This is a genomic window from Xanthomonas sp. CFBP 8445 (assembly GCF_025666235.1).
Taxonomy (GTDB): Bacteria; Pseudomonadota; Gammaproteobacteria; order Xanthomonadales; family Xanthomonadaceae; genus Xanthomonas_A; species Xanthomonas_A indica.
Map to the genome: position 1 here is coordinate 2,765,309 of NZ_CP102594.1, position 14,011 is coordinate 2,779,319.

Here is a 14,011-nt window from a genome sequence, read left to right on the forward strand (position 1 = left end):
CCGCGTCCTCTTGCGCTCATCGGGAGCCCGCATGAATCCGATCCTCGTGGTGATCGCCGCCGGCGATCGCAGTACCGAAGCCGTCCTCGCCGCCGAGGCGCTGCGCCATGCCGCCACGGCGCGGGGCGCGGTGCTGCAGGCCGAGGTGCGCACGCCGCAGGGCGTGATCGCGCCGCTGGACCTGGCCGCGGCATCCGCCGCCGCGCCGCTGCTGCTGGTCGGCGACGGCGATGATGCCGATGCTGCCCGCTTCGCCGGCCGCCGCGTGCAGCGCAGCAGCCTGGACGCGGTGCTGGCCGATGCCGACGCGGTGCTGGCGCCGCTGCTGGTGGGCGCCGCGGCGACCACGGCCGCCGTTGCCGCTGCCGGCAGCGCCGAGGGCGCCGGCAAGCGCATCGTCGCCATCACCTCCTGCCCCACCGGCATCGCCCACACCTTCATGGCCGCCGAGGGCCTGCAGCAGGCGGCCAAGCTGCTGGGCCACCAGATCCGGGTGGAGACCCAGGGCTCGGTGGGCGCGCAGGACGCGCTCAGCGCCGAGGAGATCGCCGCCGCCGACCTGGTGCTGATCGCCGCCGACCGCGAGGTCGACCTGGGCCGCTTCGGCGGCAAGCGCCTGTTCAAGAGCGGCACCAAGCCGGCGATCAACGACGGCCCGGCGCTGATCCGCAAGGCCCTGGCCGAGGCCAGCGTGCACGCCGCCGGCAACGGCGCCAGTGCGCCGACCAAGGCGCAGGGCGGCCGCTCCGCCGGCCCGTACAAGCACCTGATGACCGGCGTGTCGTTCATGCTGCCCTTCGTCACCGCCGGCGGCCTGCTGATCGCGCTGGCGTTTGCGCTCGGCGGCATCTACGCCTTCGACGACGCGCACAAGGGCACCCTGGCCTGGTCGCTGTTCCAGATCGGCGCCAAGGCCGGCTTCACCCTGATGGTGCCCGCCCTGGCCGGCTACATCGCCTACTCCATTGCCGACCGCCCCGGCATCGCCCCGGGCATGATCGGCGGCATGGTCGCGGCCAACCTCGGCGCCGGCTTCATCGGCGGCATCCTGGCCGGCTTCATCGCCGGCTACGGCGTGGCCGCGCTGAACCGCGCGATCAAGCTGCCGCGCACCCTGGAGGGCCTGAAGCCGGTGCTGATCCTGCCGGTGCTGGGCACCTTGCTGGTCGGCCTGGCCATGCTCTACGTGGTCGGCCAGCCGGTGGCCGAACTGCTGGCCTGGCTCACCGAGTGGTTGCGCGGCATGCAGGGCAGCAGCGCGGTGCTGCTAGGCCTGCTGCTGGGGGCGATGATGGCCTTCGACATGGGCGGGCCGGTCAACAAGGCCGCCTACGCCTTCTCCACCGGCCTGATCGCCAGCCAGGTGTACACGCCGATGGCCGCGGCGATGGTCGCCGGCATGACCCCGCCGCTGGGCATCGCCCTGGCCACCTGGGTGTTCCGCAGCCGCTTCACCCAGGAGGAGCGCGGCAGCAGCGCCGCCACCGGCGTGCTCGGCCTGGCCTTCGTCACCGAAGGCGCCATCCCGTACGCCGCGCGCGACCCGCTGCGCACCATCCCCGCGCTGATGCTCGGCTCGGCGCTGGCCGGCGCGATCTCGATGGCCGCCGGCGCCGAACTGAAGGTGCCGCACGGCGGCGTGTTCGTGCTGCCGATCCCCAATGCGGTCAGCCACCTGGGAATGTACCTGGTGGCGCTGCTCGCCGGCACCGTGGTCACCGCGGTGGCGCTGCGGGTGCTGAAGAAGCCGGTCGTCGCCTGATCCCGTCCATGTGCCGGCGCGTCGCCATGCGATGCCCCTCCCCCCGTCGCCGCTGGCGGCGCGCCGGCCTTTTCCTGCTGAGGAGTTCCGCCATGTCCCGTTCCCTCGTCTCGCACCTGCCCGTGGCCACCCTGGCGCTGGCCCTCGCCGCGCCGCTGGCCCATGCCCAGGACGCCAGCGATGCGTTCACGCCCAAGCTCGCCTACACCGGCGAAGGCGCGGTCTCGCTGGATGGCGGCAAGCACCAGGGCAGCGCCTACGCCGGCCAGCTGATGTTCGGCACCGACGTGGACCTGCAACGGCTGATGGGCTGGAACGGCGCGACGCTGAAGGTCTACGGCATCAACCGCCACGGTACCAACCTGGCCAACGGCAACATCGGCAACAGCACCTCGGTGCAGGAAATCTACGGTGGCCAGGGCACCCGCCTGGCCAATTTCACCATCGACCAGAAGCTGTTCAACGACCGCCTGGAACTGGAGGCCGGCCGCAGCGTGGCCAACATCCACTTCCTGGGCTCGGACCTGTGCAACTACTTCCAGGGCAACTCGGCCTGCGGCAACCCGACCTTCGTGTTCCGCACCAGCAACTTCACCTACTGGCCGGTGTCGAGCTGGGCCGCGCACGCCAAGGCCTGGGTGACCCCGAACGTCTACGTCCACGTCGGCGCCTACGAGGTCAACCCGATCCAGGCCGAACGCGGCCAGCACGGCCTGAACTGGAGCACCAACGACCGCACCGGGGTGATCGTGCCCTACGCGATCGGCTACACCACCCAGGCCAGCGGCGCGCGCCTGCCGGCGATGTACGAGATGGGCGGCTGGCAGGACAACTCCGATTACCGCGATCCGCTCAACGACCGCAACGGCAACCCGGCGCGGCTGAGCGGGCTGGACTACGCCAATCGCAACGGCCGCTCCGGCGCGTTCGTGCGCTTCGAGCAGCAGGTCACCCGCCCCGACCCGGACAGCAACCGTGGCCTGGTGCTGTTCGGCTCGGCGCTCAAGGGCACCTCCGGGCAGTTGATCGAAGACCACTTCCTGGAACTGGGCCTGGTCCAGCGCGGCACCTTCGCCAGCCGCCCGCAGGACAACATCGCCTTCGTAGTCACCCAGCAGCACTACAGCGACGACGCCCTGGAAGACCTGCGCCTGGCGCGCGCGGCGGCCGGCGGCAGCGGCACCCCGCACCGCTCCCAGACCATGATGGAGCTGAGCTACGGCATCCAGGTGACCCCGCAGCTGCGCATCGCCCCGAACCTGCACTACATCGTGCACCCGGACCAGTTCAACGAGCCGGCGCGCACCCGCGACCTGCCCAATGCCCTGGTGGCCGGGTTGCGGCTGGACTGGGCGCTCTGAGAGGCCGGGATTTGGGATTCGGGATTGGGGATTCGCAAAGGCGGGGGATTGCGGCCTGAGGGGTTGCGTGTAGACGTGGTGGGCGGTGCGGCGGGACGGCACCGGAGCAGCTCGACCCTGCTAGCGCATGATGCCGACATGATTCCGGCCCGATAGCGGCACGTTGAACGCACGAGGCCCCGGCATGCCGGGGCCTCGTGCGTTTTCTTCCCTCTGATTCCGATCGCAGTGGCGCTGCGCCGATCCTTCGGCGTCTGCGGGAGCGAAACGTGGCCGGCGAATCGAGATCCGTTCGATTCCGTGCGAGCCGCCTCCCTGGCGCGGGAGCGGTGACGTTGCCGACACATGCATGATGCCGCCGCCCCGGGGGCGTGAGGATCGGCGGATGCCGTGGCCGGCTATAGGATTTTTCCTACCCTGCAGGGTCACGACCGGGAGCGCGCGAACGATGTCATGGATGACAATCGTCATCACCGCATCGCAGAATCTGGATGCAGTCTCCATCGAAGTTACATCGACGTATGTGAACGTACTGACTTCGCGGCCGCCGATTACGACGGTTTTCCCACATCCCCGTTGCAAGCATTCGCGTCATGCGCATCCTGGTTGCCGAAGACGATACGTCCATTGCCGTTGCATTGCGCGACTCGCTCGCCGAGTGCGGGCACGTGGTGGACCATGTCAGCGACGGTGCCGCCGCCGAACGCGCGCTCGGTAGCGAAAGCTATCAGCTGCTGGTCCTGGACCTGGGCCTGCCACGCCGCGACGGGCTGCAGGTACTGCAGCGCCTGCGCGCCCGCCGCGACGAGATCCCGGTGCTGGTGGTGACCGCGCGCGACGCGGTGGAAGACCGTATCCGCGCGCTCGACCAGGGCGCCGACGACTACCTGATCAAGCCCTTCGAACTGTCCGAGTTCCTCGCCCGCACCCGCGCGCTCCTGCGCCGCAGCAGCAGCGGCGGGGTGCCGGAACTGGTGCTGGGGCAACTGCGCATCAACCTGGCCGGGCGCCGGGTGTGGCTGCAGGACCAGCCGCTGGACCTGACCGCACGCGAGTTCGCGCTGCTGGAGACCCTGTTGCTGCGCAGCGGGCGCGTGGTCAGCCGCAGCCAGCTGACCGAGGCGCTGTGCGACTGGCAACACGAAATCACCGACAACGGCCTGGACATCTCCATGCACCGCCTGCGGCGCAAGCTGCATGGCGCCGGCGTCGGCATCCGCACCATCCGCGGCCTGGGCTACCTGCTGGAGGAGTCGCGCGCCGCCTCACCGGCCGCCGACCACGCACAGATCCCGCAGTGAGCGCGACCACCGCCGCGCACGCGCCGGCCTACCGCCATCCCAGCCTGCGCCAGCGACTGCTGGCGTTCCTGCTGATTCCGACCGTGCTGCTGATGCTGGTGGTGTCGGCGCTGTTCTACCTGCTGATGCTCAAGTACACCAATCACGTCCACGACATGGACCTGAAGGAGGACACCCAGGGCCTGGCCAACGCGGTCAACGACCCCGGCGAGCGCATGCCGCTGACCCTGCAGGCGCGGCAACTGCTGGAGTACAGCAGCGATGGCCGGGTGTTCTTCAAGCTGGACAGCCGCCGCCACGGGGTGATCAGCGGCAGCACCCAGCCGATTCCGATGCACCCGGATCCGGCCGAGGTCGGCCGGGTGATGCTGTACGACGACCGCATGGACAACGGCGTGCCGGTGCGCGTGGCCAGCCTGTTGCTGCCCTCGGCGCTGGAGCCGGGCGACTGGCTCACCGTGTCGGTGGCCGAGACCCTGGACGACCGCCATCGCCGCGCCCGCGAGATCCTGGTGCTGATGCTGCCGACCGAACTGCTGCTCACCTGTTCCCTGCTGGTGCTGGTCTGGCACGGCGTGCGGGTCGGCCTGCGCATGCTGGAGCCGGCGGTGCGCCGGCTCGACGACAGCCAGCGCGACCTCAGCCCGGTGTCCGGGCCGGACATCCCGGTGGAGATCCTGCCGCTGACCCAGGCCATCGACGGCCTGCTCGGCCGCCTCAAGCACATGATGGCGCTACAGGAACGCTTCCTCGCCGACGCCGCACACCAACTGCGCACGCCGCTGGCCGGGCTGAGCATGCACGTGCAGCGCGCCCAGGCCAGCCAGCGCCCGGGAGACAGCGCACAGGCGCTGCAACACATCCGCCAGCTGACCGACCGCGCCACCCGCACCTCCACCCAGTTGCTGGCGCTGACCCGCACCCAGGCACCGCGCGAGAGCATCCGCCCACTGCTGCCGCTGGACCTGGCGCAATGGCTGCCGCAGGCCCTGGCCGAGCGCATCCCCGACGCGCTGCACGCCGGGGTGGACCTGGGCTACGACGGCGGCGACGACGACACGCCCGCCTGGGTGGCCGCCGATGCCTATGCGCTGCGCGAACTGCTCGACAACCTGCTGGACAACGCCTTCCGCCATGCCGCCGGGCGCGTGGTCACGGTCAGCCTGCGGCGCGAGCCGCAGTCCGTGCGCCTGGCGGTGGACGACGCCGGCAGCGGCATCGACGAGGCCCTGCTGCCGCGCCTGGGCGAGCGCTTCTTCCGTGCCCCGGACGCGCCCGAAGGCGGCACCGGCCTGGGCCTGGCGATCGTCGCCAACATCGCCGCCCGCCACCACGGCACGCTGCGCTACCGGCGCTCGGCGCTGGGTGGCTTGCGTGCGGAGCTGGACCTGCCGGCCGACGCGGAGCCGCAGGCATGAACCGGATCCGCTTTCGCCCGGCCAACGTGCTGGGGCTGGCCGCCGCGCTCGCGCTGACGGGCTGCGCCAGCCAGCCCATCCCCGACCTGCGCCAGCCGTCGCTGCCCGCACAGTGGAGCAGCGCAACGCCGCAGGCGGCCGCGCCGCGCCCGCCGGGCAGCGCCTGGTGGCAGGATTTCCACGATCAGCAGCTCGACGCGCTGGTCGCGCAGGCGCTGCGGGACGATCTCGAGGTCGGCCAGGCGCTGGCACGGCTGCGCGCGGCGCGGCGGCTGGACGCGGTCGCCGACGCCACCCTGCGGCCGCAGCTGCGCGCGCGCACCGAGGACCCGATCGACCCGGACGCCAGCGCCTCGTTCCTGGTCGTGGGTGTGGATTCGGAGTGGGAGCTGCCGCTGTTCGGCCGCGGCGAAGCCACCAACCGCGTGGCCCGCGGCGACCTGCAGAGCGCACAGGCCAATTTGGCGCAGGTGCGCGCGGCGACGATCTCCGACGTGGCGCACAACTGGATCGACTTGCGCCACGCGCAGCAGGCCGAACGCCTGCTGCAGGACATCGCCAGCGCACGCCAGCGCCAGGCCGACCTGCAGCAGACCCTGGTCGACCTGCATCTGGCCGCGCCGGCCACTGCCGCGCAGGCGCAGGCCGCGGCGCTGCAGGCGCAGAGCGCGGTGAACGAACCGCGCGATGCCGCCGCCGCGGCGGCGCGACGCCTGGCAGTGCTGCTGGGCCGCGACACGCCCGACCCGGCATGGAGCACGGCCGCGGCCACCACCGCGCCGGGACAACTGCAGATCGCAGCGGTCGACAGCGTGCCGGCCGACCTGCTGCGGCGACGCCCGGACATCGCCGCGCACGAGGCCGAGGTGATCAGCGCCGCCGGCGCGCTGGGCATCGCCCGCGCCGACCGCTACGGCAGCATCGGCCTGGGCGGCGCGATCCGCTGGTCGACCAGCCTGCTGAGCCACCGCCGCACCGCCACCCATGGCATCGCCTCGTTCGGACCGGTGATCGACATCCCGCTGTTCGACTGGGGCATCCGCCAGGCCAGGGCCAAGGCGCGCGGCGACCTGCTGGAAGCGGCCACCCTGGCCTACCGGCAGACCGTGCTGGACGCGGTCAACGAAGTCGAGACTGCGCTGACCACGCTGGAGCAACAGCGGCGCAACACCGAAACCCAGCAGCAGGTGCTGCAGGCGCAGCAGCAGGTCGCCGAGGCGGCGCAACAGCGCCGGCGGCTGGGCCTGGGCAGCGATCTGGACGTGGCCACGCAGCAGGCCGCGCGCGACCAGGCGGCGCTGGAACTGCTGGAAGCGCAGCGCCAGCGCGACCTGGCCTACGTCGCCCTGCACACCGCGCTGGGCAGCGCCACCGCGCCGATCCCCGGCGCCGGTCACGGCGGCGACCGCAAAGGCGCGCAGCCCTGATGGTCGCGCTGGCCCGCCAGACCCTGCGCTACGAGTGGCGCCGCTTCCTGCCGGTGGTGGTGTCGGTGGGCTTCGCCAGCCTGTTGCTGCTGCTGCAGACCGCGCTGGTGCTAGGCATCTTCGGCAGCGCCAGCGTCTATGTCTCCGGCTCCGACGCCGACCTGTGGCTGGGCTATCCCGGCACGCAGAGCGTGGACCAGGGCCGCGCCATCGATCCGGACGCGGCCGCGCCGCTGTACCTCGACCCGCGGGTGGGGCAGATCGAGCCGTTCATCTGGTTCGACGGCGACTGGCGCGGCCCCGGCGACACCGGCGCGGTATCGGTCTACATCTCCGGCATCGACACCCGCGACGGCGGGCTGATGTTCTCGCGCCTGCTCAGCCCCGCCCTGCGCGCGGCGCTGCGCGAACCGGACACCGTGGTGGTGGACCGCGCGGAACTGGACAAGCTCGGCGTCGGCGTCGGCAGCAGCGCGCGCATCAACGGCCACCGCGTGCGGGTGATCGGGGTCGGCCGCGGCCTGCGCGCGCTGGGCGGCGTCAACGTACTGGCCTCGCTGGACACCGCGCGCGCGCTCAACAGCGACACCGCGCATCCGGACTGGCCGACCTACATGGTGGCCAGGCTGCGCCCCGGCTCCGACCCGCAGGCGGTGGCGCAGGCGATCGACGGCGCAATCACGCGGCCACGCGTGGAAGCCTGGAGCGCCGACGATTTCGCCCGGCGCAGCATCCTGTTCTGGATGTTCGACACCGGCGCCGGCTCGGGCGTGCTGTTCCTCGGCGGCATCGTGCTGCTGGTCGGCGTGGCCATCACCAGCCAGACCCTGCTCGGCACGGTGCTCGGCGCCGCGCGCGAGTACGCCACGCTCAACGCGCTGGGCGTGAGCATGCGCAACCTGCGCTGGGTGGTGCTGGAACAGGCGGCCTGGGTCGGGGCGCTGGGCCTGATCGGTGCCAGCGCGCTGGGCGCGGCACTGGTCGCGCTGGCCCGCGCGCACGACGTGCCGGTGGCGTTCAATGCCAGCGGCTGGGGCCTGTGCGTGTGCGCGGTGATGCTGCTGACCGTGGTCTCGGCCCTGGCCGCGCTGCGCGGGCTGCGCCGCGCCGATCCGGCGTTGCTGCTGCGATGAGCCGCATCGTCGCCCCCGCCGCGCTGCAGCCGGCCGCCGCCACGCTCAGCGGCAGCGGCCTGTGCAAGAGCTTCGTCTCCGGCAGCCTGCGCACGCCGGTGCTGCGCGACGTGGAACTGCAGGTGTGGCCGGGCGAACTGACCCTGATCTCCGGCCCGTCCGGCTGCGGCAAGAGCACCCTGCTGTCGATCCTCAGCGGCCTGCAGCGCGCCGACGCCGGCCAGGTGCTGGCGCTGGGCGAGGCGCTGGGCACGCTCGGCGCCAGCGCGCTGGAGCAGTTCCGCCTGCGCCATACCGGCTTCATCTTCCAGGGCTTCAACCTGTTCCCGGCGCTGTGCGCGCTGGACCAGGTGCGGCTGCCGCTGCAGTACATGGGCCTTGCCCCCGCCGAGGTGCGCAGCCGCGCCGAAGAGGCGCTGGCCGAGGTCGGCATCGCCCACCGCCAGCACCTGCGCCCGGCCGAGCTGTCCGGCGGCGAGAAGCAGCGCGTGGCGATCGCCCGCGCGCTGGCCAAGCACCCGGCGCTGCTGTTCGCCGACGAACCGACCAGCGCGCTGGATGCCGGCAACGGCCAGATCGTGATCGACCTGCTGCACCGCATCGCGCGCCGCCACAACACCATGGTGCTGTGCGTGAGCCACGACCCGCGCCTGATCCGCCACGCCGACCGCGTGCTGTCGATGGAGGACGGCCGCATCCTCGACGACCGCCGCGTGAACGCGCCGCCCTCGCCCCTGCCCTCACGGAATCCCGCACCATGAAAGCGTTCGCCGCCGCGCCCCTGCTGAGCCTGCTGCTGGCCGCATGCGCGCCATCGGACCGCACGCCGGCCCCGGCGCCGGCCGCCGCCCCCGCCGCCTACCTGGCAGTGGCGCGCGGCCGCATCGACGTGGAGGGCGGCGTGCTCAAGCTCGGCCTGCCGGTCGCCGCGACCCTGCGCGAGGTGCCGGTGCACGAGGGCGACGCGGTGCAGAAAGGCGCCTTGCTGGTCGCCGGCGACGACCGCGCCGCCGCGGTCGACCTGGACATCGCCCGCACCCGCGCCCAGGCCGCGGCCACCCACCTGAAACAACTGCAGCAGCGCCTGCAAAGCGCCCAGCAGAAGCAGCGGCGGCTGGCCGAAGCCGCGCGCCTGGGCGCCAGCGACGGCCAGAGCGCCGACGACGCCAGCGACGCAGTGCAGAGCCTGGTCGACGCGCTGGACACCGCACGCAGCGATGCGGCCCTGGCCGACGCACAGGTGCGCGCGGCCGAGCTGCAGCGCGCGCAGTACCGGCTGCAGGCGCCGGTGGCCGGGCGCGTGCTGCAGCTGTCGGCCGCGGTCGGCGCACGCAGCGAGGCCAACGCGCCGCTGCTGACCCTGCTGCCGGACGCCCCGCGCCTGGTCCGCGCCGAATTGAACGAAAGCTATGCCGGCAGCGTCACTCCGGGCATGGCCGCCGAGGTCATCAGCGACGACGGCCGCCAGACCGTGCTCGGCCAGGCGGTGGTGCGCTGGCTGGCGCCGGCCTACGGCCCCACCCAACTGCACGACGACGCCACGCCCGCCGGCAACGACCGCAGCGTGGCCTGCGTCCTGGCCTTCACCCAGCCCTCGACCCTGCGCATTGGCCAGCGCGTGCTGGTACGCTTCCGCAATCCGGCCGCGGCCAAGCACTGACCCCTTCGCCGCGGCGGCGGCGAAAGGCTGCTGAAACGCGCAGCGGCCACCCTGCACGGATTGCCGAGACTGCGCAGCCGCGCCCATTCCAATGATCGAATCTGCCGAGTTCCACTTCGAAGGCGGCCGCAACGGCGTGCTGCTGATCCACGGCCTGACCGGCACGCCCAGCGAGATGCGCCTGCTCGGCAAGAGCCTGAACCGCGAAGGCTTCAGCGTCCATGGTGTGCAGCTGGCCGGCCACTGCGGCGACGAGGACGACCTGCTGGCCACCAGTTGGCGCGACTGGTACGCCAGCGTCGAGGCCGCCGCCGCGCGGATGCGCCCGCAGGTCGACCGGCTGTTCGTGGCCGGGCTGTCGATGGGCGCGCTGCTTGCGTTGCGCCTGGCCCAGGAGCGGCCGCAGTGGGTGGACGGCGTCGGCGTGCTCGGCGCCACCTTCCGCTACGACGGCTGGAACATCCCCAAGCGCGCGCGCCTGGCGTTCCTGCTGCCGTGGTTCAAGCGCCTGGGCATCGGCAAGCGCCGCATGTTCCTGGAAGAGCCGCCGTACGGCCTGCGCGACGAGCGCATCCGCGCCCAGGTCAGCAGCGCCATGCTCGGCGGCGACAGCAGCGCCGCCGGCCTGCCCGGCAACCCCTGGCACGCCCTGGCCGAGATGTACCTGCTCTCGCGCGACGTGCGCCGCAACCTGCCCAAGGTGGTCGCGCCGTGCCTGGTCGCGCACGCGGCCGAGGACGACATCGCCGACCTGCGCAACGCGCGGCTGGTGATCGCCAACGTCTCCGGGCCGACCGAACTGCTGCTGCTGCACGACAGCTACCACATGATCACCCTGGACCGCGAACGGCGCGTGCTCGGCGCGCGCCTGGCGCAGTTCTTCGCGGCGCTCACCGCCCCGCAGCAGGCCGCCGCCTGATGGCGATGACCGGCTCGGTGGTGGCGATCTGGCTGGCGACGGTGGCGCTCGACACCGCCGGCCAGTTGGCCTTCAAGTACGTCGCCAGCCACCCGCAGGGCACCGGCATGGCGCGCTGGCAGCACATGGCGCGGCAGCCGCAGCTGTGGTTCGGCGTGGCCTGCTACGTGTTCGAATTCCTCGCCTGGACCGCGTTCCTGTCGCTGGTGCCGTTGGGCCGCGGCGTGCTGCTGGGCTCGATCAACATCGTGGCGATCATGCTGGCCGGGCGCTGGCTGTTCGGCGAACGCCTAGGACGCATGCAGGTGGCCGGCATCTGCCTGGTCAGCGCCGGCGTGGCCGTGGTGGGGCTGGGCTCATGAGCCGGCCGCCGCTGCATCGCTACGCGGTGGGCTTCGCCCTGCTGCTGAGCTTCGACACCCTGGCCCAGATCGGCTTCAAGCTGGCCGGCACCCACGCGTTTCCGCCGCAGGCCGAACTGGCCTGGGTGCTGCGCCTGCTCGGCAGCCCGTGGCTGTACGCCGCACTGCTGGGCTACGTCGGTGCGTTCTTCACCTGGATGAAGCTGCTCGAGCACGCACCGATCGGCCCGGCCTTCGCCGCCTCGCACCTGGAGGTGGTCAGCGTGATGCTGCTGTCGGCCTGGTGGTTCAACGAACACATCGGCCTGTTGCAGGCGCTGGGCGCGGCGCTGATCGTCGCCGGCATCGTCTGCCTGGCGATCGGCGAACGCGCGGATCCCGCCGATGCGCATTGAGGTGCCGCCGACCGCGGGCCTGCCGCTGCAGTGGCGCGACCTGTGGCCAGGCCGCCCGCGCACGCGGCTGGCCACTGCGCTCGGCCTGCCGCAGGCGCTGCTGACCTGCTCCGGCACCGCCGCGCTGATCGTGGCGCTGCGCACCCTGACCGCGGCCAGCCGGCGCCGACAGGTGCTGGTGTCGGCCTACACCTGCCCGCTGGTGGCGCTGGCGGTGGCGCACTGCGGCCTGCAGCTGGTGCTGTGCGATCTGCTGCCCGGCTCGCTGGAACTGGACCCGACGCAGTTGGCACAACGCTGCGGCAGCGACACCCTGGCGATCATCGCCACCCACCTCGGCGGGCGCCTGACCGACCTGGCGCCGCTGCGCCGCGCCGCCGAAGGCTGCGGCGCGTTGCTGATCGAGGACGCGGCGCAGGCGCTGGGCGGCGTGCACCCCGACGGCCGCCCGGCCGGACTGGGCGGCGACATCGGCTTCTGCAGCCTGGCCGCCGGCAAGGGCCTGACCCTCTACGAAGGCGGGCTACTGATGTCGCGGCATGCGCCGCTGCAGCGCAGCCTCGCCGACACCGCCGCACGCCTGGGCCAGCGCGACTGGCGCTGGGAACTGCGCCGCAGCCTGGAACTGCTCGGCTACGCCGCGCTGTACCGGCCGCAGCCGCTGCGCTGGGCGTACGGCGCACCGGTACGCCGCGCACTGCGTCGCGGCGACCGCGTGGGCGCGGCCGGCGACCGCTTCGGGACGGCCATCGCCCAGCATGCCGTCGGCGCCTGGCGCGAAGGCGTCGGCGTGCGCGCCAGCGCGCGCTGGCCGGCGTTCCTGGCGCAGATCCGCGAGCAGGGTCGGCGCCGCAGCGCACGCCTGGCCGGCATTCCCGGCCTGACCGTGATCGCCGATACCCCCGGCGCCCAGGGCAGCTGGCCGATCCTGATGGTGCTGCTGCCCGATGCGGCCGCGCGCGAATCGGTGCTGGCCGCGCTATGGCCGCGCGGGCTCGGCGTGGCGGTGCCGTTCGTGCATGCCCTGCCCGACTACGATTACCTGGACGGCATCGTCGAGCGCACGCCGATGCCCAACGCCCGCGACTTCGCCGCACGCTGCCTGAGCATCAGCAACAGCCCCTGGCTGGACGAGGCGCGCTTCGAGACCATCGTGGCCACGCTGCAGGCGGCCTGCGCCGGCACGGTCGGACCGGCGCCGCTGGATGTCGATCTGGTGCATGCCGCTGCGCCGAGCGCTTGATCGAGCGACGGGCGGCTTCGCCAGCGTCGCGATGACAATGCGCCGCTCGCGACGACGGGAAGCATCCTGTAGGAGCGGCTTCAGCCGCGAGGGCATTACCGGTAACGTCTCTCGCGGCTGAAGCCGCTCCTACGCACCGACAAGGCCGCGCTAGCCGACGCTGGCCGCGTCCAACGCCGCCAGCAACCGCAGATTCAACGCGTGCTGCTGCGCCTGCCACGCCGACAGATCCGCCGGCGACGGCTCGGGCTGCGCGTCCAGCGCCGCCAGCTTGCGCTTCCACCATTGCGGGTAATGGGCCAGCGAGACTTCGCCGGTGATGTCGCTGCCGCACACCTGGCCGCGCAACGCGTCGATCGCCTGCAGCAACTGCGGCACGCGCAGCTGGCCCTGGTCCCAGTTGGTGCGCACGTCCTGCGGATCCAGCACGTCCTTGTCCAGCGACAGATAGGTCGGCATCGGCGTGCGCCGCAGGTGTTCGACGAAGGCGTCGCTCAGTTCGCTCACGCTGGCGAAGCCGCGCACCGCCTGGCCCAGGCCCAGCCGTCGCGCCCAGCCCACGTCCACGCCGCTGCACCAGTAACGCAGCTTGCCGCGGTAAAGCGGCAGCAGATGGTTCTCCCAGGCATGGCCAGGGCCGACGTCGCCGGAAGTGATGCCGGCCACCTCGACCTGCGCCACCTGCGGCAGCGCGGCGATGCGCCGCACCCACGAGCCGCAGTGCACCCCGAACGGGAAGCGCATGTTGTCCGGATGGTTGTCGAACACCACCACGCGCAACGGCGCCTGCGCGCGCTGCGCCAGGCGCACGATCAGCGGCAGGCTCAGGTGATGGAAATCGCCGCTGCCCAGCAGCACGGTGCCGTATTGCGCCGGCAGCGCCTGCTCCAACGCCGCGCCGAAGCGGCGCAGCCGCGCCATCGAGCAGGCGAAGCGCAGGCCGTCGCACCAATCGCGCAGCGGCAGGCGCACGGCAGCGGGCACCGCGCCCAGCGAATCATCGAGATCGAGCAGGACCGGAGTGCGCATC

The 14,011-nt window shown here is 72.4% G+C and carries 13 protein-coding genes; 12 read left to right on the forward strand and 1 reads right to left on the reverse strand.

Translation table 11 applies throughout. The annotated features are described in order from the left end of the window. Window positions 1-31: 31 nt before the first annotated feature. From NUG21_RS11790 to NUG21_RS11845, 12 genes are all read left to right on the forward strand, one after another. Window positions 32-1,762 carry a PTS fructose transporter subunit IIC gene (locus tag NUG21_RS11790; protein ID WP_263390942.1) on the forward strand — a complete coding sequence of 577 codons (1,731 nt, stop codon included), beginning with the start codon at window positions 32-34 and terminating at the stop codon, window positions 1,760-1,762. A 92-nt stretch (window positions 1,763-1,854) separates the two neighbouring features. Beyond that, window positions 1,855-3,123, forward strand: a complete 1,269-nt coding sequence (locus NUG21_RS11795) for a carbohydrate porin (RefSeq protein WP_263390943.1) — start codon at window positions 1,855-1,857, stop codon at window positions 3,121-3,123. A 593-nt stretch (window positions 3,124-3,716) separates the two neighbouring features. Beyond that, window positions 3,717-4,424: a response regulator gene (locus NUG21_RS11800; protein WP_160947424.1), complete on the forward strand. Its 708-nt coding sequence runs from the start codon at window positions 3,717-3,719 to the stop codon at window positions 4,422-4,424. Then, the gene (locus NUG21_RS11805; protein ID WP_263390944.1) at window positions 4,421-5,842 is read left to right on the forward strand and encodes a sensor histidine kinase; all 1,422 of its coding nucleotides are present in this window, start codon (window positions 4,421-4,423) and stop codon (window positions 5,840-5,842) included. Before NUG21_RS11800 ends, NUG21_RS11805 begins: the two co-directional genes overlap by 4 nt. Further along, on the forward strand, window positions 5,839-7,269 hold the full coding sequence (locus NUG21_RS11810) for an efflux transporter outer membrane subunit (RefSeq protein WP_263390945.1): 1,431 nt from the start codon (window positions 5,839-5,841) through the stop codon (window positions 7,267-7,269). The genes NUG21_RS11805 and NUG21_RS11810 overlap by 4 nt, the downstream gene beginning before the upstream one ends. Continuing rightward, the gene (locus tag NUG21_RS11815; RefSeq protein WP_263390946.1) at window positions 7,269-8,402 is read left to right on the forward strand and encodes an ABC transporter permease; all 1,134 of its coding nucleotides are present in this window, start codon (window positions 7,269-7,271) and stop codon (window positions 8,400-8,402) included. Before NUG21_RS11810 ends, NUG21_RS11815 begins: the two co-directional genes overlap by 1 nt. After that, window positions 8,399-9,163: an ABC transporter ATP-binding protein gene (locus tag NUG21_RS11820; protein WP_263390947.1), complete on the forward strand. Its 765-nt coding sequence runs from the start codon at window positions 8,399-8,401 to the stop codon at window positions 9,161-9,163. Before NUG21_RS11815 ends, NUG21_RS11820 begins: the two co-directional genes overlap by 4 nt. Next, window positions 9,160-10,062: an HlyD family secretion protein gene (locus NUG21_RS11825; RefSeq protein WP_160947419.1), complete on the forward strand. Its 903-nt coding sequence runs from the start codon at window positions 9,160-9,162 to the stop codon at window positions 10,060-10,062. The genes NUG21_RS11820 and NUG21_RS11825 overlap by 4 nt, the downstream gene beginning before the upstream one ends. Before the next feature lie 91 nt (window positions 10,063-10,153). Next, on the forward strand, window positions 10,154-10,981 hold the full coding sequence (locus NUG21_RS11830) for an alpha/beta hydrolase (protein ID WP_160947418.1): 828 nt from the start codon (window positions 10,154-10,156) through the stop codon (window positions 10,979-10,981). Next, a complete protein-coding gene (locus NUG21_RS11835; protein WP_010342593.1) occupies window positions 10,981-11,343 on the forward strand; it encodes an EamA family transporter in 363 nt (120 codons plus the stop codon). Before NUG21_RS11830 ends, NUG21_RS11835 begins: the two co-directional genes overlap by 1 nt. After that, window positions 11,340-11,738, forward strand: coding sequence for a DMT family transporter (locus tag NUG21_RS11840; protein WP_160947417.1), 399 nt, complete (start codon window positions 11,340-11,342; stop codon window positions 11,736-11,738). Before NUG21_RS11835 ends, NUG21_RS11840 begins: the two co-directional genes overlap by 4 nt. Beyond that, a complete protein-coding gene (locus tag NUG21_RS11845) occupies window positions 11,728-12,981 on the forward strand; it encodes a DegT/DnrJ/EryC1/StrS family aminotransferase (RefSeq protein WP_263390948.1) in 1,254 nt (417 codons plus the stop codon). The genes NUG21_RS11840 and NUG21_RS11845 overlap by 11 nt, the downstream gene beginning before the upstream one ends. Window positions 12,982-13,131: 150 nt before the next feature. Here NUG21_RS11845 and NUG21_RS11850 read toward each other — a convergent pair whose 3' ends face one another. Continuing rightward, window positions 13,132-14,010 (reverse strand): arginase family protein, encoded by an 879-nt coding sequence (locus tag NUG21_RS11850; protein WP_263390949.1) that lies wholly within the window; start codon window positions 14,008-14,010, stop codon window positions 13,132-13,134. Window position 14,011: the final 1 nt, after the last annotated feature.

Coding starts and splice junctions, on each gene's coding strand:
- NUG21_RS11810 (WP_263390945.1), top strand. CDS start 5,839: ATGAACCGGATCCGCTTTCGCCCGGCCAACGTGCTGGGGCTGGCCGCC.
- NUG21_RS11850 (WP_263390949.1), bottom strand. CDS start 14,010: ATGCGCACTCCGGTCCTGCTCGATCTCGATGATTCGCTGGGCGCGGTG.
- NUG21_RS11830 (WP_160947418.1), top strand. CDS start 10,154: ATGATCGAATCTGCCGAGTTCCACTTCGAAGGCGGCCGCAACGGCGTG.
- NUG21_RS11835 (WP_010342593.1), top strand. CDS start 10,981: ATGGCGATGACCGGCTCGGTGGTGGCGATCTGGCTGGCGACGGTGGCG.
- NUG21_RS11795 (WP_263390943.1), top strand. CDS start 1,855: ATGTCCCGTTCCCTCGTCTCGCACCTGCCCGTGGCCACCCTGGCGCTG.
- NUG21_RS11790 (WP_263390942.1), top strand. CDS start 32: ATGAATCCGATCCTCGTGGTGATCGCCGCCGGCGATCGCAGTACCGAA.
- NUG21_RS11800 (WP_160947424.1), top strand. CDS start 3,717: ATGCGCATCCTGGTTGCCGAAGACGATACGTCCATTGCCGTTGCATTG.
- NUG21_RS11845 (WP_263390948.1), top strand. CDS start 11,728: ATGCGCATTGAGGTGCCGCCGACCGCGGGCCTGCCGCTGCAGTGGCGC.
- NUG21_RS11840 (WP_160947417.1), top strand. CDS start 11,340: ATGAGCCGGCCGCCGCTGCATCGCTACGCGGTGGGCTTCGCCCTGCTG.
- NUG21_RS11820 (WP_263390947.1), top strand. CDS start 8,399: ATGAGCCGCATCGTCGCCCCCGCCGCGCTGCAGCCGGCCGCCGCCACG.
- NUG21_RS11825 (WP_160947419.1), top strand. CDS start 9,160: ATGAAAGCGTTCGCCGCCGCGCCCCTGCTGAGCCTGCTGCTGGCCGCA.
- NUG21_RS11815 (WP_263390946.1), top strand. CDS start 7,269: ATGGTCGCGCTGGCCCGCCAGACCCTGCGCTACGAGTGGCGCCGCTTC.